26 protein-coding genes and 1 riboswitch are annotated in these 26431 nt (G+C 69.8%); of the genes, 3 read left to right on the forward strand and 23 right to left on the reverse strand.

What is annotated here, in order from left to right; genetic code table 11:
- Window positions 1–44: 44 nt before the first annotated feature.
- Window positions 45–202: riboswitch (FMN riboswitch) on the reverse strand.
- 15 nt (window positions 203–217) lie between these two features.
- Window positions 218–889, reverse strand: a complete 672-nt coding sequence (gene rpe / locus LH076_RS08495) for a ribulose-phosphate 3-epimerase (RefSeq protein WP_227783541.1) — start codon at window positions 887–889, stop codon at window positions 218–220.
- 152 nt (window positions 890–1041) lie between these two features.
- On the opposite strand from rpe, the gene LH076_RS08500 reads away from it, so the two are divergent.
- Window positions 1042–2304, forward strand: a complete 1263-nt coding sequence (locus LH076_RS08500) for an HNH endonuclease signature motif containing protein (protein WP_227783542.1) — start codon at window positions 1042–1044, stop codon at window positions 2302–2304.
- A gap of 1 nt (window position 2305) precedes the next feature.
- Here LH076_RS08500 and LH076_RS08505 read toward each other — a convergent pair whose 3' ends face one another.
- The 17 genes from LH076_RS08505 to carA are packed head-to-tail and all read right to left on the reverse strand — an operon-like array spanning window position 2306 to window position 20676.
- The gene (locus tag LH076_RS08505) at window positions 2306–3892 is read right to left on the reverse strand and encodes a RecQ family ATP-dependent DNA helicase (protein WP_227783543.1); all 1587 of its coding nucleotides are present in this window, start codon (window positions 3890–3892) and stop codon (window positions 2306–2308) included.
- 10 nt (window positions 3893–3902) lie between these two features.
- Window positions 3903–4484 carry an FMN-binding negative transcriptional regulator gene (locus LH076_RS08510; protein ID WP_227783544.1) on the reverse strand — a complete coding sequence of 194 codons (582 nt, stop codon included), beginning with the start codon at window positions 4482–4484 and terminating at the stop codon, window positions 3903–3905.
- Between the two features lie 9 nt (window positions 4485–4493).
- Window positions 4494–5273 (reverse strand): LLM class F420-dependent oxidoreductase, encoded by a 780-nt coding sequence (locus LH076_RS08515; RefSeq protein ID WP_227783545.1) that lies wholly within the window; start codon window positions 5271–5273, stop codon window positions 4494–4496.
- Window positions 5270–6661 carry an RsmB/NOP family class I SAM-dependent RNA methyltransferase gene (locus LH076_RS08520; RefSeq protein ID WP_227783546.1) on the reverse strand — a complete coding sequence of 464 codons (1392 nt, stop codon included), beginning with the start codon at window positions 6659–6661 and terminating at the stop codon, window positions 5270–5272. Before LH076_RS08520 ends, LH076_RS08515 begins: the two co-directional genes overlap by 4 nt.
- Window positions 6648–7583: a methionyl-tRNA formyltransferase gene (gene fmt / locus LH076_RS08525; protein WP_227783547.1), complete on the reverse strand. Its 936-nt coding sequence runs from the start codon at window positions 7581–7583 to the stop codon at window positions 6648–6650. Before fmt ends, LH076_RS08520 begins: the two co-directional genes overlap by 14 nt.
- 4 nt (window positions 7584–7587) lie before the next feature.
- Entirely contained in the window at window positions 7588–8133 is a 546-nt protein-coding gene (def, locus tag LH076_RS08530; RefSeq protein ID WP_227783548.1) for a peptide deformylase, read from the reverse strand.
- Between the two features lie 10 nt (window positions 8134–8143).
- Window positions 8144–10192, reverse strand: coding sequence for a primosomal protein N' (locus tag LH076_RS08535; RefSeq protein ID WP_227783549.1), 2049 nt, complete (start codon window positions 10190–10192; stop codon window positions 8144–8146).
- Window position 10193: 1 nt separating this feature from the next.
- Window positions 10194–11393, reverse strand: a complete 1200-nt coding sequence (metK, locus tag LH076_RS08540; protein WP_227783550.1) for a methionine adenosyltransferase — start codon at window positions 11391–11393, stop codon at window positions 10194–10196.
- A gap of 4 nt (window positions 11394–11397) precedes the next feature.
- A complete protein-coding gene (gene coaBC / locus LH076_RS08545; protein WP_227783551.1) occupies window positions 11398–12624 on the reverse strand; it encodes a bifunctional phosphopantothenoylcysteine decarboxylase/phosphopantothenate--cysteine ligase CoaBC in 1227 nt (408 codons plus the stop codon).
- 55 nt (window positions 12625–12679) lie between these two features.
- Window positions 12680–13012 (reverse strand): DNA-directed RNA polymerase subunit omega, encoded by a 333-nt coding sequence (gene rpoZ / locus LH076_RS08550; RefSeq protein WP_321573739.1) that lies wholly within the window; start codon window positions 13010–13012, stop codon window positions 12680–12682.
- A 5-nt stretch (window positions 13013–13017) separates the two neighbouring features.
- On the reverse strand, window positions 13018–13611 hold the full coding sequence (gene gmk, locus LH076_RS08555; RefSeq protein ID WP_227783552.1) for a guanylate kinase: 594 nt from the start codon (window positions 13609–13611) through the stop codon (window positions 13018–13020).
- 2 nt (window positions 13612–13613) lie between these two features.
- Window positions 13614–13946 (reverse strand): integration host factor, actinobacterial type, encoded by a 333-nt coding sequence (gene mihF, locus LH076_RS08560; RefSeq protein ID WP_227783553.1) that lies wholly within the window; start codon window positions 13944–13946, stop codon window positions 13614–13616.
- A gap of 9 nt (window positions 13947–13955) precedes the next feature.
- On the reverse strand, window positions 13956–14348 hold the full coding sequence (locus LH076_RS08565) for a hypothetical protein (RefSeq protein WP_227783554.1): 393 nt from the start codon (window positions 14346–14348) through the stop codon (window positions 13956–13958).
- The gene (pyrF, locus tag LH076_RS08570) at window positions 14345–15160 is read right to left on the reverse strand and encodes an orotidine-5'-phosphate decarboxylase (protein WP_227780277.1); all 816 of its coding nucleotides are present in this window, start codon (window positions 15158–15160) and stop codon (window positions 14345–14347) included. The genes LH076_RS08565 and pyrF overlap by 4 nt, the downstream gene beginning before the upstream one ends.
- Window positions 15160–16200: a quinone-dependent dihydroorotate dehydrogenase gene (locus tag LH076_RS08575; RefSeq protein WP_227780278.1), complete on the reverse strand. Its 1041-nt coding sequence runs from the start codon at window positions 16198–16200 to the stop codon at window positions 15160–15162. Before LH076_RS08575 ends, pyrF begins: the two co-directional genes overlap by 1 nt.
- A complete protein-coding gene (gene carB / locus LH076_RS08580; RefSeq protein WP_227780279.1) occupies window positions 16200–19514 on the reverse strand; it encodes a carbamoyl-phosphate synthase large subunit in 3315 nt (1104 codons plus the stop codon). Before carB ends, LH076_RS08575 begins: the two co-directional genes overlap by 1 nt.
- 1 nt (window position 19515) lies before the next feature.
- A complete protein-coding gene (gene carA, locus LH076_RS08585; protein WP_415753122.1) occupies window positions 19516–20676 on the reverse strand; it encodes a glutamine-hydrolyzing carbamoyl-phosphate synthase small subunit in 1161 nt (386 codons plus the stop codon).
- A 45-nt stretch (window positions 20677–20721) separates the two neighbouring features.
- On the opposite strand from carA, the gene LH076_RS08590 reads away from it, so the two are divergent.
- Together LH076_RS08590 and LH076_RS08595 are read left to right on the forward strand one after the other, a co-directional pair.
- Window positions 20722–21261 (forward strand): DUF1697 domain-containing protein, encoded by a 540-nt coding sequence (locus LH076_RS08590; RefSeq protein ID WP_227780280.1) that lies wholly within the window; start codon window positions 20722–20724, stop codon window positions 21259–21261.
- Between the two features lie 4 nt (window positions 21262–21265).
- Window positions 21266–21649, forward strand: a complete 384-nt coding sequence (locus LH076_RS08595; RefSeq protein WP_227780281.1) for a DUF1304 domain-containing protein — start codon at window positions 21266–21268, stop codon at window positions 21647–21649.
- A gap of 2 nt (window positions 21650–21651) precedes the next feature.
- Here LH076_RS08595 and LH076_RS08600 read toward each other — a convergent pair whose 3' ends face one another.
- The 5 genes from LH076_RS08600 to pyrR all read right to left on the reverse strand — a co-directional run bounded on the left by LH076_RS08600 (window position 21652) and on the right by pyrR (window position 26375).
- Window positions 21652–22428 carry a class I SAM-dependent methyltransferase gene (locus tag LH076_RS08600; RefSeq protein ID WP_227780282.1) on the reverse strand — a complete coding sequence of 259 codons (777 nt, stop codon included), beginning with the start codon at window positions 22426–22428 and terminating at the stop codon, window positions 21652–21654.
- A 225-nt stretch (window positions 22429–22653) separates the two neighbouring features.
- Window positions 22654–23658, reverse strand: coding sequence for a GNAT family N-acetyltransferase (locus LH076_RS08605; RefSeq protein WP_227780283.1), 1005 nt, complete (start codon window positions 23656–23658; stop codon window positions 22654–22656).
- Window positions 23648–24910: a dihydroorotase gene (locus LH076_RS08610; protein ID WP_227780284.1), complete on the reverse strand. Its 1263-nt coding sequence runs from the start codon at window positions 24908–24910 to the stop codon at window positions 23648–23650. Before LH076_RS08610 ends, LH076_RS08605 begins: the two co-directional genes overlap by 11 nt.
- Window positions 24907–25839: an aspartate carbamoyltransferase catalytic subunit gene (locus LH076_RS08615; RefSeq protein WP_227780285.1), complete on the reverse strand. Its 933-nt coding sequence runs from the start codon at window positions 25837–25839 to the stop codon at window positions 24907–24909. Before LH076_RS08615 ends, LH076_RS08610 begins: the two co-directional genes overlap by 4 nt.
- Window positions 25836–26375 (reverse strand): bifunctional pyr operon transcriptional regulator/uracil phosphoribosyltransferase PyrR, encoded by a 540-nt coding sequence (gene pyrR / locus LH076_RS08620; RefSeq protein ID WP_227780286.1) that lies wholly within the window; start codon window positions 26373–26375, stop codon window positions 25836–25838. Before pyrR ends, LH076_RS08615 begins: the two co-directional genes overlap by 4 nt.
- Window positions 26376–26431 lie beyond the last annotated feature (56 nt).

The raw sequence follows: 26431 nt of genomic DNA on the forward strand, positions 1-26431 counted from the left end.
ATGCGTCAGGGGTGCCTCAACGAGATAGGGCTCTGCCTACGTCGTTGCGTGCGCTTTCCATCCGGACTCTGACCGTCGGTCCAGGAATCTCACCTGGTCAACCGCTCGCTGGCTGCGAGCGGGTCGCGGACTTCTGAACAGCCTCACTTCGACTGCGTCAGTCACCGCCGGTGCGGAATTTCACCGCCCCCAGTGCACGCGAGCTTGTCGCTCGTTCCTACGAGTGTGACACGGCCGCGGCCGCGGCGCGAAGGTCGTTCACCATCTGGTCAGGGTCCTCGACGCTGTACACGGCGCTTCCGGCGACGAAGACGTCGGCCCCCGCCTCCGCGCAGCGCTCGATCGTCTCGAGACTCACACCGCCGTCGACCTGGAGCCAGCACTCGCCACCGTGCTTCTCGATGTAGCTGCGCGCCGTCCTGATCTTCGGGAGGCAGAGGTCGAGGAACTTCTGGCCACCGAAGCCGGGCTCGACGGTCATGATGAGCACCATGTCGAGCTCGGGGATGAGCTCCTCGTACGGCTCGATCGGCGTTGCCGGACGGAGCGCCATGGATGCCCGTGCACCCTTGCTGCGGATCTCGCGCGCCGTGCGGATCGGGGCGCTGCTCGCCTCGACGTGGAACGTGACGGACTTCGCGCCCGCCTCGACGTACGCCGGCGCATGCCGATCTGCGTCCGCGATCATCAGGTGCGCATCCAGCGGGATCTCCGTCGCCCTGCTCAGCGCCTCCACCATGCTCGGGCCGAAGGTGAGGTTCGGGACGAAGTGGTTGTCCATGACATCCACGTGGATCCAGTCACTGTTCCCGATCCTCGCGATCTCGCTCTGCAGGTTGGCGAAGTCCGCGTTGAGGATCGATGGCGTGATCTGGATGTGGTTGCTCACGCGGGAATCTTAGGGCCGCCAGTACGCCGACAAGGGCCGGCAGGGTGCCGACGTGGAGCGGGGGTGTCATCGCCGCTCGCCTCGGCTGAGATCCACCCACATTCCCGCACCAAACCCTTGCGTTCGATTGCTCGAACAGATAGGATCGGCGCATGTCGCAAGCTGTAGACGCCGGATCCACCGAGAACATCCTCGGCCCCAGCAGCGGCATGCCCATCGACAACCCACTCGCCATGATCGCCCTCACCAAACACTCCGCGAACATGGCCGAAATCGCCTCGCTGCTCCACACCCTCGACTGGACCCAGCAGCACCAGACCAACGACCCGGCACACGCAGCCTCCGGCGACAAGGTCCACGACATCCCCCTGGCCGGCGACGGCACACCCTGGATCGACGAATCCGCCCTCATGGAACTCGCCACCGAGACCGGCATGAACGACCACCAGGCACGCTCCTGGGTCGGCGACGCCCTCGAACTCCACCACCGGTTGCCGAAACTCTTCTTCCGGCTCTACGACGAACAACTCCCCGTCTGGAAAGCACGCCTCGTCGCCCAGGCGAGCCGAGTTCTCACCCCCGAGGGCGCCGCGTGGCTCGACAAAGAACTGCACATGCGGTTCGAGAAGATCGGCCCCACCGCGTTGAAGCGGTTCATCGCCCACGCCATCGACAGGTTCGACCCGGCAGAGGCAGCACGGCGTGCTGAAGCAGCGGCCGAGGCCCGCAAGGTCGACCTCCGCCACCAAGACGACGGCACCGACGACCTCTACGGCAAGGTCGACCACGCCGACGGCCTCGACCTCGAAACAGCGCTCCAACAAGCCGCGGCCGACCTCAAGGAGCAAGGCTCAGAAGAATCCCTCGACGTCCGTCGGTCACAGGCACTCGGCGTCATCGCCCGCCACTACCTCGCCGGTACGTCGGCCGGTGCCGTCACGCGCGTGGTGAACCTCTACGTCCACGCCGACAGCGAGGGGCAGTTCACCACCGAAGGCGGCACCGGCGTCACCACCCTCACCCAGCTCCGCGAGTGGTGCCAGACCTCGAACACCAAGTTCATCCTCCGCCCGGTCATCGACCTCAACCAGCGGCTCCACCGCACCGGCTACGTCCCCTCAGTCGAGATGCGGGAACAAGCCGTCCTGACCGACAAGACCTGCGTCGCACCGAACTGCGAACGCAACGCCCGAACCGCCGACCTCGACCACATCGAGCCCTACGACAAAGACCACCCCAGCCGGGGCGGACCCACCTCGTCCGAGAACCTCGCCTGCCTGTGCCGGTACCACCACCGGATGAAGACCTTCACCCACTGGACCTACACCAAACTCGAACCCGGCTACTACCTCTGGCGCTCACCCGCCGGGAAGCACCACCTCCGCACACCCGCCGGCACCATCAAGCTGACCTGACTCACGCCCGCACTGGCTCCAAGAGCTCCTGCTCGTCGATCACCTCGAGCGCGAGGGTGCGGTAGCCCACCTCGTCGAAGAGCACGGTGATCCGGTCCTCCTCGACGTCGGTGACGACACCCTCCCCGAACTCGTCGTGTCGCACTCTGCTCTGGACGGCGTACGGCCCGTCCGCGCCGGCCACGGGGTCGGGCGCGGTGCCGGACCGGCAGTTGTCGCACACGCCACACCGGGCGTCCAGCTGCTGGCCGAAGTAGGCGACGAGGAAGACGGCACGGCATCGGTCGGTCTCGGCGTACCCGCGCATCATGTCGACACGGGAGTGTTCGAGCTGCTGCTGCGCCTCGGCGATGTCCCGGACCGCGGCGGGCCGTACCCGGCCTGTGGTGTGGTCTGCGAGCTCGGCCAGGTTGAGGATGCGGCCGGCCTTGCGGCGCCCCATGCGTGCCTTGTCGGCGACGGCCGCCGGGTCATTGCCCAGTGCCTCCCGGACCGCGAGTACTCGCTCGATGTCGCCGCTCTTGGGGACGGCGGCGGAGAAGAAGCGGCCGAGGGCGAGGTCCTCCGGACGGTAGACGAGCAACACCTCGGCGGGCTCACCGTCGCGACCGGCACGCCCCACCTCCTGGTAGTAGGTGTCCGGTGACTCGGGGATCTGGGCGTGCACCACGAAGCGGATGTCCGGCTTGTCGATGCCCATGCCGAACGCGGACGTGGCCACGATGGTGTCGATCTCGTCATCCATGAACGCCTGCTGCACCGCCTCGCGGCGGCGATGGCCGAGCCCACCGTGATAGGCGGCGGTGCGGCGGCCCTGCCCGGCCAGCAGCGCGGCGTACTCCTCGGTGGCAGGGCGGGTGCGGCAGTAGACGATGCCGGTGCCACGTGAGTTATTGACGCTCTCGATCACGGCGCGACGCTGCTCGTCCTGGTCAGCCACCCTGCGCACACCCAGGGCGAGGTTCTCGCGGGCGAAACCGGTGACGATGGTCCGCGGCTCGCGCATCCGGAGCCGTTCGACGATGTCCTCCCGGATCGGCGGCGCCGCGGTGGCGGTCATGGCGACGATCCGCGGCTCGCCGAGCTCCTCCAGCAGTTCACCGAGGCGGAAGTAGTCGGGCCGGAAGTCGTGTCCCCACGCCGAGACACAGTGCGCCTCGTCGACCGCGACGAGCTTCGGGCCCAAGGCCGCTACCCGATCGCGGACCTCCGGGTTGGCCAGCTGCTCAGGCGCCAGGAAGACGAACTCGGCATCACCCGCAGCAAGCCGCTCGAGCGCCTCCTCGCGCTCATGCTCGGTCTCGGCCGAGCTGAGACGGACAGCGTGTACGCCGGCACCCGACTCCTCGATACCGAGGATCTGGTCCTGCTGGAGTGCGAGCAGCGGCGAGACCACGACGGTCGGCCCGTCGATCAGCAGGCCGGCGAGCTGGTAGACGAGCGACTTGCCTGCCCCGGTCGGTGCCACGAGCAGCACGTCGTGCCCGTCGAGCAGCGCCGCGGTCGCCTCCGCCTGGCCGGGGTGGAGCCGGTCGTGGCCGAACCGCTCCTGGGCTGTCCGTCGGACCTTCGCGGTTGTCGTGCTCACCCGCTCGACCCTAGGGGTGTCTCCCAACTGCCATCACCGCGGCGGCAGCGGCCTGGTCCGCGGCCGGACGGTTCTGGCTGAGCTTCGCCTTGCCCTCCACCGAGGTCACCCGGATCTCGAGGCCGACGATCGCCTTGAGCATGCCGTCGATGTAGTCCTCCGGCGCATCGGCGACCTGCCAAGGCTCGGTCCGATTTCCTTCATGGCGGTCCGTGAGCTCAGTGACAACCGAGCGCAACCACCCCGCGTCCGGCCTGACCGTGACCGCGCCGGCGATGTGGACCGCGGTGTAGTTCCAGGTCGGCACGACCTTGCCGTGCTCTGCCTTGGCGGCGTACAGCGACGGCGAGATGTACGCCTCGGGGCCGCCGACGATGAGCAGCGCGGGCGAACCATCGACGATCTCGCGCCAGTGCGGGTTGGCCTTGGCGATGTGTGCGACGACGACCTCGTCGCGCCAGATGATCGGCAGCAGCGTCGCCTGCGGCACGCCGTCGGGGCCCGACGTGACGAACCAGGCCGACCCGACTTCCGCGACAAATGCGCGGAGCGCGGCCTCGTCCTCCCAGCGGTTGAAGACCGGCGTGTACATCAGAGCCGATCAGCCGTTGAGCTCGTCACGCCAGGCGAGCAGCGCACGGAGCGGCTCGAGGTCGAAGTCAGGGCCGCCGACGCCGTACGTGAAGAGGCGGGCGCCGAGGTCGTACGACGAGCGCGCGGTCTCGAGGTCGCCGCCCTGGATCCCGACGGAGACCTCGATCTCGTCGACGTCGCGGCCGATGGCCTCGCAGTGACCGCCGAGCACGCCGAGCTTGTGCCTGAGATCGTCGCCCGTGACGAAGGTGTGCCAGATGTCGGCGTGCGCGGCGACGTACTTGAGCGTCTTCTTCTCGCCTCCGCCGCCGATGAGGACCGGGATGTCGCGCGTGGGGGCGGGGTTGAGCGTGGCCCACCGGGACTCGATCCGCGGGAGCGCCTCACCGAGGGCGTCGAGGCGACCGCCGGCGGTGCCGAACTCGTAGCCGTACTCGTCGTAGTCCTTCTCGAACCAACCCGACCCGATGCCGAAGATGAGCCGCCCGCCGCTGATGTGGTCGACGGTGCGGGCCATGTCGGCGAGCAGCTCCGGGTTGCGGTAGGAGTTGCAGGTCACGAGGCAGCCGATCTCAGCACGCTCGGTCTGCTCCGCCCATGCGGCCAGCGTCGTCCACGCCTCGAAGTGCTTGCCCTCGGGCTCGCCGTACAGCGGGTAGAAGTGGTCCCAGTTGAAGATGACGTCGACGCCGAGCTCCTCGGCCCGCGCCACCGCGTCGCGGTAGGGCCCGTAGTCGCTGTGCTGCGGCTGGAGCTGGACACCGATGCGGACAGGTCGCGAGGTCATGAGCTCATCGTAGGGAGACGACGTAACAGCGCCATGAACATGGCGTCGGTCTGATGGCGATGCGGCCAGAGCTGGACGGTGCCGTCCACAGGGCCGGCGCTCTCGGCGATGTCGCCGACGAGGCCGCCGAGCGGCTCGAGGGTGACATCGGTGCGGGCGGCGAAGACTGCGTCGACGACCTCGGACGTCTCCGCGAGCACCGGGCTGCAGGTCGCGTAGAGGACCGCTCCTCCCGGCCGGACGAGGTCGAGGGCCGAGGAGAGCAGCGCCACCTGGAGGGGCACGAGCTCGTCGATGTCCGTGGCCGTACGTCGCCACCGCGACTCCGGGCGACGCCGCAGAGCACCGAGACCCGAGCAGGGAGCGTCGACGAGGACACGGTCGAACGAACCACTGCGGTACGGAGGCCGGGCGCCGTCACCCGTGACCACCCCTGCGACACCTTCGGCGCCGGTGAGGTTCTGGGCGACGAGCCGAGCGCGGTGGAACTGTGCCTCGTTGGCGAGGAGCGTGGCTCCGCGCTGCGCGGCGAGCGCGGCGAGAAGGGCCGACTTCCCGCCAGGGCCGGCGCAGAGGTCGAGCCAGCGCTCGTCGGGGCCGTCGACCGGGGCATCCGCCGCGGCGAGGGCGACGAGCTGCGAACCCTCGTCCTGCACGCCGGCGCGGCGTTCGCGGACCGGCGCGAGGTCGGCGAGGCTGCCTGCCGGGGCCATTGCGCCGTAGGGGGACAGCATCGTCGGCTCGGCGCCAAGGTCGACAAGCTCCGCGACAGTCGCGCGGCCGGGGCGGGCGACGAGGGTGACTCGCGGGGCGGCGTTGTCGGCCGCGAGAAGGCGGCGGAGTTCGGCCCCATTCGGTGGTGACGGAGGGCCCACTCGGAGGGACGCAGCGAGCAGGTCGACGATCCAGGCGGGATGGGAGAACTCGAGGGCGTCGCGGGCGACCCCAGGAGCGGGCGCGAGTTCGTCGACCCACTCCTCCAGCGAGCGGGTGGCCACCTTGCGGAGCACGGCGTTGGTGAAGGAGGCGGCGCCGGGGCCGACCTTGGACTTCACGAGCTCGACCGTGGAGTTGATCGCCGCATGGTCGGGCACCCGCATCGAGAGCAGCTGGTGGCAGCCGAGTCGCAGCGCGTCGCGCACCTTGGCCTCGACCTTGCTGAGCGGTCGGTCGATGCAGGCGGCCAGGACGGCGTCGTACGTGCCCTGCTGGCGCAGGGTCCCGGAGGCGAGCTCGGTGGCGAAGGCGGCGTCGCGGCCGGAGAGCCCATGCGTGGCAAGGGCGTGCGGCAGCACGAGATTGGCGTAGGCGTCGTCGACGCGGACCGCCTTCAGGACCTCGAAGGCGGCCAGGCGAGCGGGGTCGACCCGGCGGTCATTCCGCGACAAGGTCGCCCTCGACCCTCAATCCCCGTGCCCAGTCGGCCGCCGGCGTCTCCTTCTTCCCGAAGGCCTTGACCAGGCCCAGCCGGACGGCCGTCGAGGCGGTGCCGACGAGGACCTCGTTCTTCGAGATCTCGACGTGCCCCGCCGGAAGCGACTCGGAGGTCACGGTGACCGGGCCGAGCTTCACCCGCGACCCCTCCTCGCCCAGACCGGGCAGGGACGTCCAGGCGCCGGGCGCCGGCGTACAGGCGCGGATGCGACGGTCGACGCCGACCGCGGGCTCGGACCAGACGATGCGGGCGTCGTCGACCGAGATCTTCGGCGCGAGCGTGACGCCGTCGAGCGGCTGCGGCCGGGCCTCGATCTGGCCGAGCTCGATGCCGTCGAGCGTGGCGACCAGGAGCGACGCGCCGCCTTGGGCGAGGCGGTCCAGGAGGTCGCCGGAAGTGTCGGTCGGCCGGATCCGCTCGGTCATGACACCGAAGGTGGGGCCGGCATCGAGCTCGGGCACGATCCGGAACGTCGTCGCGCCGGTGAACTCGTCGCCCGCCCACACCGAGTGCTGGACCGGTGCAGCGCCGCGCCAGGCGGGCAGCAGCGAGAAGTGCAGGTTGATCCAGCCGTGGGTCGGAATGTCCAGTGCCGACTGGGGAAGAAGCGCTCCATAGGCGACGACGGGGCAGGTGTCCGGCTCCAGTCCGCGGAGGGTCTCCTGGAAGTCCGGATCGCGCGGATGCGACGGCTTGAGCACCGGGATGCCCAGCTCCTCGGCACGCTGAGCGACCGGTGAGGCGACGAGGCGACGGCCGCGACCGGCGGGTGCGTCGGGACGCGTGACCACCGCGACGACCTCGTGCGGCGACGCGTGGATCGCGTCGAGCGAGGGCAGCGCCACCTCGGGCGTGCCGGCGAAGACGACTCGCATCAGGTCAGAAGCCGAAGCCGTTGGTGGCGTGCGGGCTCACCTTGATCGTCGGCTGCTCGAGGCCGAACCACTCGGACTCGCGGATCTGCTTCATCGCGGCCTTGCGGGAGGCGTCGTCCAGCTTGTCGATGAAGAGGATCCCGTCGAGGTGATCGGTCTCGTGCTGGATCGCGCGGGCCAGCAGCTCAGAGCCCTCGATGACGACCGGCTCCCCGTGCATGTTGAAGCCCTTCGCTGCCACGTAGAGCGCGCGTCGGCAGTCATAGGTCAGTCCCGGCAGCGAGAGACAGCCCTCGTCCCCCTCCTGGATCTCCTCGGAGAGCGTGAGCTCGGGGTTGATCAGGTGGCCGACCTCGCCGTCGACGTACCAGGTGAAGACGCGCAGGCCGACGCCGATCTGCGGGGCGGCGAGGCCGGCACCCGGGGCGTCGAGCATGGTGTCGGTGAGGTCCTGGACCAGCGTGCGGAGCTCGCGGTCGAAGTCGACGACCTCGGTCGCGCGACGGCGCAGGACGGGGTCGCCGAAGAGGCGGATGGGCTGAACTGCCATACAGGAGAGGTTAGATGCTGGGCGGGTCGAGCTGAATTCGGACGGGGTCGAGCCGGCGGGCCGCCCGCACGCGGGCGAGTTCGGCCAGCGCAACAGCGAGTGCCGCCCCCTCGGCCACCGGCGTGCGTACGACGGCACGCCACTGCTCCCCGTCCGGCACCGGCCCCAGCACTTCGCCCGCCGGAGGGAGCGCGAGGATCGTGAGCGCGTCGTCGACGGCGCCCGCGTCGCCGGTGATCGTGGCCAGCCTCGCGGCCGGCGGCAGATGAGCGCTGGCCCGCTCGGCCATCTCCCGGGCGACGTAGCCGGACTGGTCCCACCGGACGAGCGCCTGGACGACGGGATGGGCCGGATCACCGATGACCATGCCACGGCCGCCCGGCCCGGCGAGGCCGAGGGCGTTGGAGTAGCGCCGGAGGACGTCCTCATCCGCGCGCAGCCCCGGCCAGCCCAGCGCGAGCCAGGTGTCGAGCAGGACGACGGCGGCGTAGCCGCCCTCGGCGGCAGGCTCCGCTCCCGGCGTGGCCACCACGATCGTGCGCCCCCGGGAGACGGTCGGCAGGATCCGCTCACCGCTCGACGAAACGACCCGCAGACCCGGGAAGGACCGCCCGAGCTCTTCAGCGGTCCGCGCGTCACCGACGACGGGGGCGCGCAGCCCATGGCCGCCGCAGTGGGCGCACTGCCAGGCGTCGACCACGGTGCCGCACCACCGGCAGGCGGGAGGAGTCGCGGGCGCAGACTGGTGGAGCGGTCCGGTGCAGACCGAGCAGCGCGCCGGCGTACGGCAGCTGTCGCAGGCGAGTGCTGCGGCATAGCCACGTCGTGGGACCTGGACGAGGACGGGCCCAGTCTCGGCGGCGCTGCGGATGAGGTCGTGCGCCTCCGTGGGCAGGCGGGTCGCGCGCGCCAGCGGATCACGGTCGAGCGAGATGTCGCTCGCGCCGGGCACCGAGACGGTGAGGCGGCTCCGCGACAGGGCGCGGGTCGGCGCGATGTCGTGGGCCCAGCCGGACTGCACCAGCGCCTGGGCCTCTGCCGAGCGCGCGAAGCCACCGACGAGGAAGCCGGCGCCGGCCAGCTCGGCGCGGAGTCGGGCGACCTCCCGCACCTGGGGGTACGGCGACCGCGGCTCGGACAGCAGCTCGTCTCCCTCGTCCCAGACGGCGATGATCCCGAGGTCGGCGACCGGCGCCCAGATCGCGGCGCGTGTGCCGATCGCCACCTTCACCGCGCCGCGGCGCAGGGCGAGGAAGGCGCTGTAGCGAGGGGCCGGGCCCTGGTCCGCGGTGAGCACGACGTGCTGACCCTCCCCCAGCACCGCGTCGAGCGCAGCCGAGAGTCCGGCGATGTCCTTGTGCTCCGGCACGCACACGACGGCACCACGCCCGGCCGAGAGCGCGGCAGCGACGGCATGTGCGATCAGCGTCGCCCAGTCGGTGCCCGGCGCGGCGTGCCAGACCGCACGGGGTCCGCCCCCGGTGGCCAGGTGCCTGAGGAAGGCCCCTGCCGGCTCATGCCCGGCCCACGCCGCCAGGGCGGCCTGCGGGTCGACCACCGGCGGAGCGGTGGGCCGGGAGACGAGACGCTCGGTCGCGGCATGCCGTGGCGGGATGGCCAGTCGCAGCACGTCGGAACGGGTGCCGGCGTAGTGCTCGGCGACGGCCGCGGCGAGGGCGGCGATCTCCTCGGTCAGGACGGGCTCTGTCCCGACGACGCGACGCAGCGGTGCGAGCCGGCCGCCGGCCTCGGTGTGCTCGGAGCGGTCGCTGCGGGCGATCAGGAAACCGTCGGCGTCCTGGGTGCCGAACTTCGCCTTGACCCGTACGCCGGGCTCGGCCGCCTCCGCCATCGACACGGGCACGGCGTAGTCGAAGACCCGGTCGAGATGTGCACCCGGCAGGTCGAGCAGGACGTGCGCGACCGGCAGGATCGGAGAGATCTCCGCCTCGGCCTGCTTGCGGGCCCGCGTGGCCTGCGCCTTGCGCGCGCCCTCCTTGGCCCGATCGCGAACGAGCCCGGGGAGTTCCAGCTCCCCGGGCTCGTTGGAGCTGGTCATGTCAGACGCCGGCGGCGGCCTTCAGGGCGTCGGCACGGTCGGTCTTCTCCCACGTGAACTCGGGGAGCTCGCGACCGAAGTGGCCGTAGGCGGCCGTCTTCGCGTAGATCGGACGCAGCAGGTCGAGGTCGCGCAGGATCGCGCCGGGACGCAGGTCGAAGACCTCGAGCACCGCGGCCTGGATCTTCTCAACCGGGACGGTCTCGGTGCCGAACGTCTCGACGAAGACACCGACGGGCTTGGCGACACCGATGGCGTAGGCGACCTGGACCTCGGCGCGGCGGGCGAGGCCCGCGGCGACGATGTTCTTGGCGACCCAGCGCATGGCGTAGGCGGCCGAGCGGTCGACCTTCGACGGGTCCTTGCCGGAGAAGGCACCACCACCGTGACGGGCCATGCCGCCGTAGGTGTCGACGATGATCTTGCGGCCGGTCAGGCCGGCGTCACCCATCGGGCCACCGACGACGAACTTGCCGGTGGGGTTGATGTGCAGCTTGTAGCCGTCGAACGGGACGCTCGTCTTGAACTGCTCGAGGACGGGCTCGATGACCTTTGCCTGGATGTCCGCCTTCAGCTGCTCCTGCGTGACGTCCTCGGAGTGCTGCGTCGACAGCACCACGGTGTCGACGCGGACGGCGCGGTTGTCGTCGTCGTACTCGATGGTGACCTGGGTCTTGCCGTCGGGACGGAGGTACGCGAGCGTGCCGTCCTTGCGGACCTCGGTGAGCTTCTCCGCGAGGGTCTGGGCGATCTTGATCGGGAGGGGGAAGAGCTCCGGCGTGTCGTCGCAGGCGTAGCCGAACATCAGCCCCTGGTCGCCGGCGCCCTGCTTGTCGAGCTCGTCCGAGGAGCCGCCGAGGCGGACGTCCTCGGCGGTGTCGACGCCCTGCGCGATGTCGGGCGACTGGGCACCGATCGCGACCTGGACGCCACACGAGTTGCCGTCGAAGCCCTTGGTGGAGGAGTCGTAGCCGATCTCGAGGATCTTCTGGCGCACGAGCTGCGCGACCGGCGCGTACGCCTTGGTGGTGACCTCGCCGGCCACGACCACGAGGCCGGTGGTCAGGAGCGTCTCGACCGCGACACGGCTCTTGGGGTCGTGCTCGAGCAGGTAGTCGAGGACGGTGTCGCTGATCTGGTCAGCGATCTTGTCCGGGTGACCCTCAGTCACCGACTCGGAGGTGAACAGGCGTCCAGTCACGTTTTTACTCCTGAAGATCTGTAGTGGGCTGGGCTGAGAATAGTCCAGTCACCTGGTCCCAAATGACGTGGCTCAAAACAGCCTTGGATCCGCTGGGTACGTCGACCGACGACCCGTCTGCGGACAGGATGACAGCTTCGTTGTCGGCGTGTCCGAAGACCTTGCCGCCGCTGACGTCGTTGACGACCAGGAGGTCGCACCCCTTGCGGGCGAGCTTGGCGCGGCCCAGCTCGAGGACCGAGCCCGTGGCGTCACCCGTCTCGGCTGCGAAACCGACCACGATCTGGCCCGGGTGGGACCGCTCGTGGCTGATCGTGGCAAGGATGTCGGGGTTCTGCTCCAGCTCGATCGACGGAGCGGAGCCGTCGCCGGCCTTCTTGATCTTCGAGTCGCTGAAGGAGGTCGGTCGGAAGTCCGCCGGCGCGGCAGCCATGACGATCGCGTCCGCCGCCCGGGACTCGGCGAGCACGGCGTCGCGGAGCTCGCTCGTGGACTCCACGCGGACGACCTTGACGCCGGCCGGGTCGGACAGGGTCACGTTGGCGGCGACGAGCGTGACGCTGGCGCCGCGGGCTGCTGCGGCCCGGGCGAGCGCGTAGCCCTGCAGGCCGCTGGAACGGTTGCCGAGGAACCGGACCGGGTCGAGATACTCCCGGGTGCCGCCGGCACTGACGACGACATGGCGCCCGGTGAGGTCGAGCTCGGCCCGCCCGCGGGCGAGGATCTCCGCGCAGAGCTCCGCGATCTCCGCCGGCTCGGGCAGGCGACCCTTGCCGGTGTCCTTACCGGTGAGACGTCCCTCGGCCGGCTCGATGACCAGCGCACCGCGCTCACGCAGTGTCGCGACGTTGGCCTGCGTCGCCGCGTGCTCCCACATCTCGGTGTGCATCGCCGGGGCGAAGACCACCGGACAGCGGGCGGTGAGCAGCACGTTGGTGAGCAGGTCGTCGGCCATGCCATGGGCAGCACGCGCCATCGTGTTGGCCGTGGCAGGGGCGACGACGACGAGGTCGGCGGTCTGGCCGATCCGGACGTGCGGAACATCGGTGATGTTCTCGAAGACCTCGGTGCTCACCGGCTTCCCGGAGAGCGCCTCCCACGTCGGCGCGCCGACGAATCGAAGGGCCTCACGGGTCGGCACGACGGTGACGTCGAGGCCCGACTCGGTGAGTTTGCGCAGCAGGTCGGCGGCCTTGTAGGCGGCGATCCCGCCCGTCACCCCTAGAACCACAGAAAGCCGCGCCTTGGGCGCGGCTTCTGTGAGTGACGTTGTCGTCAGCGGATGCTCACTCTGCGGCGGCGAACGGGTCCGCGGTGGTGGCGGCCTTGGCGGCAGCCTCCTCGGCGGCCAGCTCGGCCGGGTCCACCTCTTCGCAGGTCAGGAGGTCGTCGTTGATCTCGCGGAGCGCGATCGACAGCGGCTTCTCCTGCACGTGCGTCTCGACCAGCGGGCCGACGTACTCGAGCAGGCCCTCGCCGAGCTGGGAGTAGTAGGCGTTGATCTGACGGGCGCGCTTGGCTCCGTAGAGGACCAGGCGGTACTTGCTGTCGGTCTTGCTCAGCAGGTCGTCGATGGACGGATTCGTCACGCCCTGCGCGTCGATCTCGGGAGAAGCCACGTGGCTCACGCCTCACTGTCGGTGGATGGTGCAGTCATCAAGGCTACCAACTGCGCGGCAGCATCGTGAACTTCACGGTTGACGATGGTCACGTCGAACTCCGCCTCCGCGGCGAGCTCGACTCGCGCGGTCTCGAGGCGACGCTCGCGCTCCTCCTCGCTCTCAGTGCCGCGGCCGACGAGCCGACGCACCAGCTCCTCCCACGACGGCGGGGCGAGGAAGACGAAGAGCGCCTCGGGGCCTCCGTCACGGTTCAGGGTCTCGCGCACCTGACGAGCGCCCTGCAGGTCGATCTCGAGCAGCGCCGGACGTCCGGCTGCGAGCGCAGCCTCGACGGGTTTGCGCGGCGTGCCGTACCGGGCGACCCTGTGGACCGTCGCCCACTCGAGCAGCTCGCCCTCGGCGACCATCCGGTCGAACTCCTCGTCGGAGACGAAGTGGTAGTGGACGCCGTCGACCTCCCCCGGGCGTGGCGGGCGGGTCGTGGCGGAGACGGAGTACCAGACGTCGGGGTGCTCGTCGCGGATGGCGGCGGCGACGGTCCCCTTGCCGACCGCGGTCGGCCCGGCGAGAACGACGAGGCGGGACTGCTCAGCCACGCTCAACCACGCGCTCCGAACTCACGCGTGAGTGCGGCGATCTGGTTGACGCCGAGGCCGCGGACGCGGCGGCTCTCCGCGATCTCGAGGCGCTCCATCAGCGCCTTGGCACGGACCTTGCCGACACCCGGCATCGCCTGGAGCAGGTCGAGGACCTTCATCTTGCCGATCACGCGGCCGAGCTCGTCGTCACCCTGGCCCTGCTCGATCACGGAGATGATCGAGGCGCCCGAGTTCTTGAGCCGGTTCTTGATCTCGGCGCGCTCACGGCGCGAGGCCGCGGCCTTCGCGAGAGCCGCCTGACGCTGTTCGGGGGTCAACGGGGGTAGAGCCACGGCGCCACCCTAGAGCGTGAGGGGGGTGTGGCACACGTCGCGGACCTCCTGCTGGACGTTGGCCAGCGCCGTGGTCACCTTCTCCGACTGGAGTGCGGTCGCGGCGGCCTTGATCTTCGCCTCGTCCTTCTCCTCGACGGCCCGCTCGAGTGTGCCCACGGCCTTGATCACCGTGTCCCAGTCGGGCGTGATGTCCGTCGGTGCCTTGCCCTGCAGGGCACGCAGGTCGGGCAGCGCCTCGATGAGCGCGTCCTTGTCGCCACTGTCGACGACGCCACTGAGATGCTTCTGGCGGCTGCTCACCTCCTTGCAGTACGCCGACACCTGGTCGCCGCAGCCGGCGCTGACCGCTCCTGCGGCCAGGAGGACGAGGCTCAGCGCACCGGAGGCCGCGCGGATCATGCCGTCAGCGCCTCATTGGTGCGTCGTGCCGCCTCGGCGAGACGTGTTGCGGCGGGCCCCTCGCGTAGCAGGCCGCGCGACGAGCTCGGAAGGACCGTCAGGTCGCCGAAGATCCGGCGGATGTCCGCCACGGTGCCGCCCTGCTCGCCGAAGCCGGGCGCGAGGATCGGGCCGTTGAAGTCGAGGTCCGTGCCCGCGTCCCCCACGGTCGCGCCGACCACGGCGCCGAACGACCCCAAGGGCGTCTCGCCCGCGTTGAGCGCGGCAAGGTGGCCGAAGATCCGCGCTGCCACGGACTCCCCCGTGTCGGTCGTCGAGCGCTGGACCTCCGGGCCCTCCTTGTTGGAGGTCAGCCCGAGGACGAAGAGGCCGGCGTCGAACCGGCGCGCCGTGTCGACGAACGGGTCGAGGGAGCCGAACCCGAGGTAGGGGCTCAGGGTGATGGCGTCGGAGGCGAGCGGGCTGGCGGGATCGAGGTAGGCGTCGGCGTACGCCTGCGACGTGGAGCCGATGTCGCCACGCTTGACGTCAAGGAGGACGAGGGCGCCGGCCGACCGCGACTCGGCGATGACGCGCTCGAGGACGGCGATGCCGCGCGAGCCGAAGCGCTCGTAGAAGGCGCTCTGCGGCTTGATCACGCTGACGTGCGGAGCGAGGCCCTCGACGGCCGTCAGCGCGAACCGCTCCAGCCCCTCGACGGTGTCGGGCAGCTCCCACTCGGCCAGCAGGCTCGCGTGCGGGTCGATGCCGGCACACAGCGGCCCGCGCTGCTCGATCGCGGCGTGGAGCCGGGCTCCGAACGACAGACCCATCAGCGCAGTCCCTTCGCGACGGTGCGGGGCCAGAGCGGACCCTCGTAGATGAAGGCGGTGTACCCCTGGACGAGCGTGGCACCCCCGTCGAGCTTCGCCTGTGCGTCGGCGGCGGTGGTGACGCCCCCGACGCCGATGAGCGTGAGGGCTGTGCCCACCCGGTTCCTGAGCAGCGAGAGCACCTCGAGGCTGCGCTCCTTGAGCGGGCGACCCGACAGGCCGCCGGCGCCGACCTCCTCGAGCTGGCTCGGGTGCGAGCGCAGGCCGTCGCGGCTGATCGTGGTGTTGGTGGCGATGATTCCGTCGAGGCCGATCGTCACCGCCATGTCCGCGACGTCACGCACGTCGTCGTCGGCCAGATCCGGAGCGATCTTGACCAGCAGGGGAACGCGTCGGTCGGTCGCCTGGTCGGCCGTGCGGCGCACGTGCTCGAGCAGCGGCTGCAGCTTGTCGATCGCCTGCAGGCTCCGAAGTCCGGGCGTGTTGGGTGAGCTCACGTTGACGACCAGGTAGTCGGCGTACGGCGACAGCAGCCGCGTCGACAGGGCGTAGTCGTCCTCGACGGCTCGCTGGTCGTTCTCCGGCACGAGCTTCGTCTTGCCGATGTTGATGCCCAGCACGGGCCCGGTGTCGCCGGAGGGGCGCGCGTCGAGGCGGGCCTTGAGCCGTGCGGCGACGGCCTCGGCGCCGTCGTTGTTGAAGCCCATCCGGTTGACGACCGCGCGGTCTGCGGTGAGGCGGAAGAGCCGAGGCTTCGGGTTGCCCGGCTGCGGCTGTCCGGTGACGGTGCCGATCTCGATGTGCCCGAATCCCAGCCCTGCCAGGGAATCGATGCCGACGCCGTTCTTGTCGAAGCCGGCCGCGAGGCCGAGGCGGTTGGGGAACGTGATCCCCATCGCCTCGACCGGCGTGCCGGGTGCCGGCACTCGCGACAGCACGGGGCGCGCGGCCCGGATCGCACGGAAGGCGGCGTAGTGCGCCTCCTCCGGGTCCTGGTTGACCAGGTAGTGGTCGAAGAGGATCCGGTAGGGGCGACCCATCACTGTGCCTTGGTGTCGGCGGCCCAGTCCTGCAGCGACCTCACGTCGATGTCACCCTGACGCAGCGCGGCGATGCCCTGCACCGCGGCGGCCGCGCCCTGGACGGTCGTGATGCACGGCGTCCCGGTGAGCACGGCGGCGGCCCGGATGTCGTAGCCGTCGTGACGGGCACCGGTGGCAGAGCCGTTGGGCGTGTTGACGATCAGGTCGATCTCGCCGTCCTGGATCATGCCGACGATGGTGCGCTCACCGTCGGGACCGACGCCGTCGGACGCCTTGCGCACGATCGTCGACGGGATGCCGTTGCGGCGCAGGACCTCGGCGGTGCCTTCGGTCGCGAGCAGTTCGAAGCCGTAGTCGGCCAGGACGCGCGCGGGGAAGATCATCGTCCGCTTGTCCCGGTTGGCGATCGAGATGAAGACCCGGCCCTCGGTCGGGAGCGGCCCGAACGAGCCGGCCTGCGCCTTGGCGAACGCACGCCCGAAGTCGTCGTCGAAGCCCATCACCTCACCGGTGGACTTCATCTCCGGGCCGAGGACGGTGTCGACGAACTGGCCCTCCTTGGTGCGGAACCGGTTGAACGGGAGCACCGCCTCCTTGACCGCGATCGGCGCGTCGGCCGGCAGCAGGCCGCCGTCGCCCTCCCGGGGGAGCAGGCCGGCGGCACGAAGGTCGGCGATCGACTCACCGAGCATGACCCGGCTGGCGGCCTTGGCGAGCGAGGTGCCGGTCGCCTTGGAGACGAACGGCACCGTCCGTGAGGCACGGGGGTTGGCCTCGATGACGTAGAGCACGTCGGCGCCCAGCGCGAACTGGATGTTGATCAGGCCGCGCACGCCCACGCCCTTCGCGATCGCCTCGGTCGCGACGCGGATGCGGTCGATCTCGGCGCGGCCCAGCGTGATCGGCGGCAGTGCGCAGGACGAGTCACCGGAGTGGATGCCGGCCTCCTCGATGTGCTCCATCACGCCGCCGAGGAAGAGCTCGGTGCCGTCGTACAGGGCGTCCACGTCGATCTCGACCGCGTCGTCGATGAACCGGTCGATGAGGACCGGGCGGTCCTCGCTGATCAGCTCGGTCGCGGCCTCGAGGTAGGTCTCGAGCGCGTCGTCGGCGTAGACGATCTGCATGCCGCGGCCACCGAGGACGTACGACGGGCGCACCAGGACCGGGTAGCCGATCTCGTGGGCGATGTCGCGGGCGTCCTCGAAGGAGACGGCGGTGCCGTGCTTCGGCGAGACCAGGCCCGCGTCGGCGAGGACCTTGCCGAAGGCACCGCGCTCCTCGGCGAGCTCGATCGCCTCGGGGCTCGTGCCGACGATCGGAACGCCGGCGTCCTGCAGGCCCTGCGCGAGACCGAGCGGGGTCTGGCCGCCGAGCGTGGCGATGACGCCGGCGATCGGGCCGGCCGCCTTCTCCGCCTCGTAGATCTCGAGGACGTCCTCGAGGGTGAGCGGCTCGAAGTAGAGCCGGTCGGAGGTGTCGTAGTCGGTGGAGACGGTCTCGGGGTTGCAGTTGACCATGATCGTCTCGTAGCCGGCCTTGGACAGCTCGAGGCTGGCGTGGACGCACGAGTAGTCGAACTCGATGCCCTGGCCGATGCGGTTCGGGCCCGAGCCGAGGATGAGCACGGCCGGCTTGGTGCGCGGCGAGACCTCGGTCTCCTCGTCGTAGGAGGAGTAGTGGTACGGCGTCTTGGCCTCGAACTCGGCGGCGCAGGTGTCGACGGTCTTGTAGACCGGGCGGACGCCTGTGGCCCACCGTGCAGCGCGGACCTCGGCCTCGCTCAGACTGCGGATGTCTGCGATCTGGGCGTCGGAGAGGCCGTGGCGCTTGGCAAGCCGCAATGCCTGAGCATCGAGGGTCTCGGCCTCACCGACTGCCGTGGCCACCTCGTGGATCAGGAAGAGCTGGTCGACGTACCACGGGTCGATGCGGGTCGACTCGAAGATCTCCTCGGGCGTCGCTCCGGCGCGGATGGCCTGCATGACCTTCTGCACGCGGCCGTCGTGCGGGCGCTTGATCTCCTCGAGGAGACGCTCCTTGGTTTCGAGAAGGGCTTCGTCCTCCTCGACCAGCGGAGCGAAGTCGAAGGGGGCGTTCTTGTTCTCCATCGAGCGGAGCGCCTTGTTGAAGGCCTCGGTGAAGTTGCGGCCGATGGCCATGGCCTCGCCGACCGACTTCATGTGCGTGGTCAGCGTGGTGTCGGCGGTCGGGAACTTCTCGAACGCGAACCGCGGCACCTTCACGACGACGTAGTCGAGCGTCGGCTCGAAGCTCGCCGCGGTGACCTCGGTGATGTCGTTGGCGATCTCGTCGAGGGTGTAGCCGACGGCGACCTTGGCGGCGATCTTCGCGATCGGGTAACCGGTCGCCTTGGAGGCCAGGGCGCTGGAGCGCGAGACGCGCGGGTTCATCTCGATGACGATGACGCGACCGTCGGCCGGGTTGACGGCGTACTGGATGTTGCAACCACCGGTGTCGACGCCGACCTCGCGGATGATGTTGATCGCGAGGTCGCGCAGGTGCTGGTACTCGCGGTCGGTCAGCGTCATGGCCGGCGCCACGGTGATCGAGTCACCGGTGTGGACGCCCATGGGGTCGAAGTTCTCGATCGAGCAGATGATGACGACGTTGTCGGCCTTGTCGCGCATCACCTCCAGCTCGTACTCCTTCCAACCGATGATCGACTCCTCGATGAGGACCTCGGTCGTAGGGCTGGCCGACAGGCCGGCGCCGGCGATGCGGGCCAGGTCGGTCTCGTCGTAGGCGATGCCGGAGCCGAGGCCGCCCATGGTGAAGGAGGGCCGTACGACGACGGGGTAACCGAGCTCCTCGGTGGCCTTCTCGACGTCGTCCATCGTGTGACAGACGAAGGAGCGGGCGACCTCGCCACCGACCTTGCGGACGATGTCGTTGAAGAGCTCGCGGTTCTCGCCGCGGTGGATCGCGTCGAAGCTCGCGCCGATCATCTCGACGCCGTACTTCTCCAGCACGCCGTTCTCGTGGAGCGCCGTGGCGGTGTTGAGCGCGGTCTGGCCGCCGAGGGTCGGGAGGATCGCGTCGGGCCGCTCCTTGGCGATGACCTTCTCGACGAACTCGGGCGTGATCGGCTCGACGTAGGTGGCGTCGGCGAACTCGGGGTCGGTCATGATCGTGGCCGGGTTGGAGTTCACGAGGATGACGCGCAGGCCCTCGGCCTTGAGGATGCGGCAGGCCTGGGTGCCGGAGTAGTCGAACTCGCAGGCCTGGCCGATGACGATCGGGCCGGAGCCGATGACGAGGACGCTCTTGAGGTCTTCACGCTTCGGCATGTCAGATCGACCCTTCCAGCAGGTTCACGAAACGGTCGAAGAGGTAGGCGGCATCGTGCGGGCCGGCCGCGGCCTCCGGGTGGTACTGGACGGAGAAGCCCTTGAGCTTCCCCTCCTTCTTGAGCTCGAGTCCCTCGACGCAGTCGTCGTTGAGGTTGATGTGGCTGACGCTGGCCGTGCCGTACGGCGTCTCGGTGTCGCGGTCCAGCGGTGCGTCGACGGCGAAGCCGTGGTTGTGGGCCGTGACCTCGACCTTGCCGGTGGTGCGGTCCTGCACGGGCTGGTTGATGCCGCGGTGGCCGTACTTCAGCTTGTAGGTGCCGAAGCCGAGGGCGCGACCGAAGAGCTGGTTGCCGAAGCAGATCCCGAAGTACGGGATGCCCTCGCCGAGGGCCTCCTGCAGCAGTTCGATCTGGTGCGTGGTGGCCGCGGGGTCACCGGGGCCGTTGGAGTAGAAGAGGCCGTCCGGGTTCACGGCGCGAACGTCGTCGATCGTCGACGTGGCGGGCAGGACGTGGACCTCGATGCCGCGCTCGGCCATCCGCTCGGGGGTCATCTCCTTGATGCCGAGGTCGAGGGCTGCGACGGTGAAGCGCTTCTCCCCCTGGGCCGGGACGACGTAGGCCTCGCTCGTGGTGACCTCGTCGGCGAGCTCGGAGCCGGCCATCTCGGCGGCGTCCTTCACCTTGGCGAGGAGCTCCTCGGGGTCGAGCGTCGTGGTCGAGATGCCGACGCGCATGGCACCGGCCTCACGCAGGTGGCGGGTCAGCGCCCGGGTGTCGACACCGCTGATGCCGACGACGCCCTGCTCACGGAGCTCGTCGTCGAGCGTGCGGCGCGAGCGCCAGCTCGACGGGACGCGGGCAGGGTCGCGGACGACGTACCCGGCGACCCAGATCTTCTTGGACTCCATGTCCTCGTCGTTGACGCCGGTGTTGCCGACGTGCGGGGCCGTCATGATGACGACCTGACGGTGGTAGGACGGGTCGGTGAGAGTCTCCTGGTATCCGGTCATGCCGGTCGAGAAGACCGCTTCGCCGAAGGTCTCACCCTCGGCACCGAATGACTCACCACGGAACGTGCGACCGTCCTCAAGGACCATGATCGCGGGGGCGCGCAAGGCCACGCCGTACCTCCTTCTCCGCCTCTCTGGACGGCTCATTAAAGGATGTCGGGTCGCCGGTAAACCTACCAGTAGGTTGTCGCCATGACGGCATTCGTGGCGCTCATCCGGGGCATCGGTCCGGGTGATCCGCGCAAGTCCAACGAGTCGCTCCGCGGCGTGCTCGAGGAGCTGGGCTTCACGGGTGTGAAGTCGGTCATCTCGAGCGGCAACGTCATCTTCGAATCCGACTCCGACAATGACTCGGACGTGGATGCGCTGGGCAACCGGATCGAGGCGGCCTGGCCGGAGCTGCGTGGCTTCACCGCTCTCACCGTCGTGCGCTCGGCCGAGCAGATCGCGCACCTGCTGGAGCAGAGGCCGTTCGGGGACGTGGAGCACGGGAAGGCGTCGTACCAGTTCGTGACGTTCTTCAAGCAACCACTCGCCGCGCCGCCTGAGCCGCCCGCCGACTTCCCTGTCGCGGTCAACCGCATCGTCGACGGCGCGCTGTGCAACCAGGTCGACACCACCTCCACCGGCGGGCCGGAGGTCATGAAGTGGCTCGACAAGACGTTCAAGAAGCAGACGACCTCCCGCACTCCCCTCACCCTCGCGCGCATCCTCAAGAAGATGGAGGGCTGACGCCGTGGTCGTCGCCGGGCTCGTCCTCACGGGCGTCGCCGCGCTGCTCCACGTCTACATCTTCTGGCTGGAGTCGTTCGCCTGGACCGGCGCGGCGCGCGGGGTCTTCGGGATCTCCCGCGAGGAGGCGGAGGCGACGAAGGAGCTTGCGTTCAACCAAGGCTTCTACAACCTCTTCCTCGCGATCCTCATCGCCGTCGGCACCGTGCTGTACGTCGCCGACCAGCACGCCGCGGGCGCTGCCCTCGTCTTCGCCGGAGCCGGCTCGATGGTCGCCGCCGGGACGGTTCTCTTCGTGTCGTCGCCCGATAAACGCTCGGCGGCGCTGAAGCAGGCGGCCATCCCGCTGATCGGCGTGATCCTGCTCGCGATCGCTCTTGCGTCCTGACCTCAGGCCGGCCGCTCGGCGATCAGCTGCCAGGCGAAGCCGATCCGATTGAAGGGCTCGCGGCCGCTGAGCTGCAGCTCGAGCGCAAGGAGCTGTTCGAAGTACGCCGGGTTCTGCTTGGCGGTGTCGTCCACGACCAGGTCGTTGGCGATGCGATTCCCAAAGAGACCGATGCTGCGAAGAGAGTTCTCCACCAGCGCCGCTTCCACAGCTGCCCATCCAACCTTTCGGACCTCCGCGTCGAACGTGACGACCTTTGCCATGTCGCTATGCAGTTCAGTGAGTGCCGCCTCGGGCCCCGAGTTGATCAATGCCCGGAGAACCCGGCCATCAGGATTGACGTCCATCACCGACAACCGGCCGCCCGGCGCCACGACCTTCGCAAGGGCTGCGAGATCTCCCGCACTTGCCGGCCGATACCGGAGCACGAAATGGCAGAGGACGAGATCAAAGCGGTCCTCCGGAAGGTCGTCGAGTCCGCCTTCATCGGTCCTGATCGTTGTCCCGGCTGAAGCGGCGCGGACCTTTGCCTCCTCGAGCCAGGCGACCGTGGGATCGACAATCGTGACCTCGTGGCCAGCAAGCGCCAACGGCAAGGCGTCCATGCCATCACCGCCACCGACGTCGAGCACGCGCAATTTCTGGCGGCCCTTCGTATCCATGAGGGCCTGCGCCTGTCGCGCGAGGACGTCGGCCGCGACGGCGTACCTGATCCTGGCCCACGGCGTCTCGGTGTATGCGCGCCATGTGGCGAGCGTGTCAGCGAAGAGCTCGGTCACCTGACCATCAGACCAGAACAGAGACTACGTCTGTTGGACCGCGCTGTTGGACCAGCCAATTGGTCCACGACTCGGCGCATCTCGCGGTCCAATAGGCCGGTCCCATTGGGTGGTCCAACAGGCGTAGTCGAGGACGGAGCAGGGCCGTGACGATCGGAGGTGTGTCACCGGCGTCGGTCGCGCCGCCACTGAGGTCGAGCACCATCGCGGGGAGCCCGTCTGATGTCAGAAACGACGGCGCATCTCACGGAGGTTCCCGAGCGAGGGGTCGAGGGTGAGGGGCTTGGTGCGGCCGGTGTCGACGAAGCCGTGGCGCCCGTAGAAGCGGCGCGCGGGCTGGCTGCCCTCGAAGACCCAGAGCCGGATCTCCGACGCGCGTCCGGTGGCCCAGTCCAGGACCGGTGCCAGGAGGGCGTCGGCGACGCCGTACCCACGACCGCGGAAGAGCTTGGAGACATAGACGCCTGCCAGCACGGGGGTAGAACCGTCCTCGTCCTCGGCCAGACCATGCATCATGCCGATCCAGCGACCGGTGCCCGACTCGACGGCGACGATCGAGACGGAGTCTGGCTGCTCGCCGCGGCGGGCGCGCATCCGCCAGGCCTCCTCGTCGAACTCGCGGACGGCCTCGACGGTGGCGCCGTAGGAGATCGGGTGCTCCTCGGCGTTCTCGATCCGGAAGGCGCGGACGCGCTCCCAGTCGGCCTCCGTCGTGGGCCGGATCGCGAACTCCAGCCGGCGGGCCGCCTGCTGGAAAGGCCGGGCGAAGACGAGGTGGCCGTCGTCATTCGCGCCGCGGAGCGTGGTGAGACCGGCCTTCGCGAGGACACGGAGAGACTCCTTGTTGGTGGGCTCGACCGACGCCCGCAGCCGGACACCCTGCGCCTCGGCGGCAGTGACACACGCACACAGCGCCTCCGTGGCGAAGCCCCAACCGCGCGCCTCCTCGACCAGGCCGAATCCGACCTCGGTCTCCTGCACGCCGTCGACCGCCGCTGTAGGCGGCCCGAAGAACCCGATCGAGCCCAGCACCGTCTGCCCTCGGACGATCGAGCGCGGGCCCCACATGTCGCCTTCGTGCCACATGGTCGCGGCGTCGGCGTCGTCCTGGCGTGGGAAGTCCGGGTGCCAGTGCGGGCTGCGCGGAATCTCGCCTCGGATGGCGGCGACGTCCCGGGCGTCCCACAGCGGCAGCGTCAATCGGTCGGTGCTGATGACCTCAGGAAGCAAAGGTCTGCTTTCCACGCAGGTACGTCGACACGACGGCCGATCGCAGACTGCGGCCGTGCCACGGGTTGTTACGACTCAGGGACAGGGAGGCGTCACGATCCACCGTCCACTCCACGTCCGGGTCGACGAGCGTGAGGTTGGCCGGCGCGCCGACCTCGATCGCGTGACCATGACCGGAGAGACCGGCGATGCGGGCCGGGTTGGCGGACATGACGCGCGCGACACCGTCCCAGCCGAGCTGCTCGCCGAGCACCGTCCAGACGACCGGCAGTGCGGTCTCCAGGCCGAGCATGCCGAAGGCCGCGTCGACGAAGGCGTGCTCCTTGTCGTGTCGAGCGTGTGGCGCGTGGTCGGTGGCGACCGCGTCGATGGTGCCGTCGACGAGTCCCGCGCGGACCGCCTCGATGTCCTCGACAGGACGCAGTGGCGGGTTCACCTTGTACGTCGGGTCATAGCTGGTCAACAGGTCGGTCGACAGCAGCAGGTGATGAGGCGTGACCTCCGCGGTCACCGAGATCCCCTGCGCTTTGGCCCAGCGGATCACCTCGACCGAGCCGGCGGTGGAGACATGCGCGACGTGCAGGCGCGAGCCGGTGTGGCGGGCGAGCATCACGTCGCGGGCGACGACGACGTCCTCGGCGACGCCCGGCCAGCCGGGCAGCCCGAGCTGTGCCGAGACCGGGCCCTCGTGGCAGCAGGCGCTGTGCGGCGCGAGCGACGGGTCCTGGCTGTGCTGGGAGACGACTCCCCCGAAGGCCTTCACGTACTCCAGCGCACGACGCATCACGCGCGCATCGCCGACACAGCGACCGTCGTCGGAGAAGACCCGAACGCCGGCACGGGAGCGCGCCATCAGGCCCATCTCGGCGAGTTCCTCGCCGGCCAGCCCCTTGGTCACGGCGCCGACCGGCTGCACGTCGACCAGTCCTGCGGCCACACCGAGGTCGAAGACCCGCTCGGCCGCCTCGGCCGTGTCGGTCACCGGCGACGTGTTGGCCATGGCCAGGACCGCGGTGAAGCCACCGGCCACAGCAGCGCGCGAACCCGAGAGCACGGTCTCCGCGTCCTCGCGGCCGGGCTCGCGCAGGTGCGTGTGCAGGTCGACGAGGCCGGGCAGGAGGACGAGCCCCGACTCCGACGAGGACGGCTCGAGGGCGGTGATCACCCCGTCCTCGACGTACACGTCGACGGCGTCCCCACCGAGCAGGGCGGCACCCTCGATCAGCAGCTTCTGGGTCGACTGCGTGTTCACTTCTGGTCCTCTCCGGCAAGCAGGTGATAGAGCACGGCCATGCGGACCGCGACGCCCGCGGAGACCTGGTCGAGCACGGCCGAGGACGCGGCGTCGGCGGCCTCAGGCGAGATCTCGAGCCCGCGGTTCATCGGGCCGGGGTGCAGGATCGGCGTTCCGGGCTTGAGCGCCTCGAGCCGCGAACGGGTCAGGCCGTAGCCGACGGTGTACTCGCGGGCCGAGGGGAAGTAGCCGCCGCTCATCCGCTCCTTCTGGACGCGCAGCATCATCACGGCGTCGGCCTCGGGCAGCACGTCGTCCACGGAGTACGACGTCGCGAACTCCTCCGCCCACAGGTCGGGCGCTGTGGGCATCAGCGTCGGCGGTGCGACGGCGGTGACCCGCGCGCCCAGCTTGGTCAGCGACTTCACGTTGGACCGGAAGACGCGCGAGTGCGTGAGGTCGCCGACGATCGCGATGTGCTTGCCGGCCAGGGCGTCCGTCGAGCCGAAGCAGCGGGCGAGCGTGTAGCCGTCGAGCAGTGCCTGCGTGGGGTGCTCGTGCGTGCCGTCACCGGCATTGATCACGGGGATGTCCAGCCACCCGGCCACCTGGTGCGCCGCGCCCGAGGCTGAGTGCCGCATCACGAGGCCGTCGATCCCCATGGCGGTGACGGTCATGACGGTGTCGCGCAGCGACTCGCCCTTGGAGGTCGAGGAGCCCTTGGCCGACAGGTTGATCACGTCAGCCGACAGCCACTTCCCCGCGATCTCGAAGGACGAGCGGGTGCGGGTGGAGTCCTCGAAGAAGAGGTTGATCACCGTGCGGCCACGGAGCGCCGGGAGCTTCTTGACCTCACGTCGCTGCACGTCGTGCATCTCGCCGGCGGTCTCGAAGAGGGCGTGGATGTCGGCGACGGTGAGGTCGTCGATCGAGAGCAGGTTTCTCATCGGATCTCCACCTCGTCGATGCCGTCGGTCTCGGCCAGGCGCACGCCGACGTGCTCGGTGCGGGCGGTCGGGAGGTTCTTGCCGACGTGGTCGGCGCGGATCGGCAGCTCGCGGTGGCCGCGGTCGACGAGGACCGCGAGACGCACTGCGGCGGGCCGGCCGAGATCGGAGAGCGCGTCGAGGGCGGCGCGGATGGTGCGGCCGCTGTAGAGCACGTCGTCGACGAGGACGACGGTCGCTCCGTCGATCGAGCCGGGAACGTCGGTCTTGTGCGGCGTGCGGGTCGGATGGGCGCGGAGGTCGTCGCGGTACATCGTCACGTCGAGCGATCCGACCGGGACGCGCGTCCCCTCGACGGCCTCGATCCCGGACGCGATCCGGCGTGCGAGCGGCACGCCTCGGGTATGCAGTCCCAACAGGACGAGACCCTCGGCGCCCTTGTTGCGCTCGAGGATCTCGTGGGAGATGCGGGTCAACGCGCGGGCGACGTCATCGGCGTCAAGCACCACGCGGGGCTCGTCAGGGGTGGTAGCCACCGCCGGACCTCCTTCTGCGCCTCACAGGACGCGGGTTAAAGGAAGGTGTACGGCGG

The sequence above is a fragment of the Nocardioides sp. Kera G14 genome, assembly GCF_020715565.1.
Lineage (GTDB): Bacteria > Actinomycetota > Actinomycetes > Propionibacteriales > Nocardioidaceae > Nocardioides.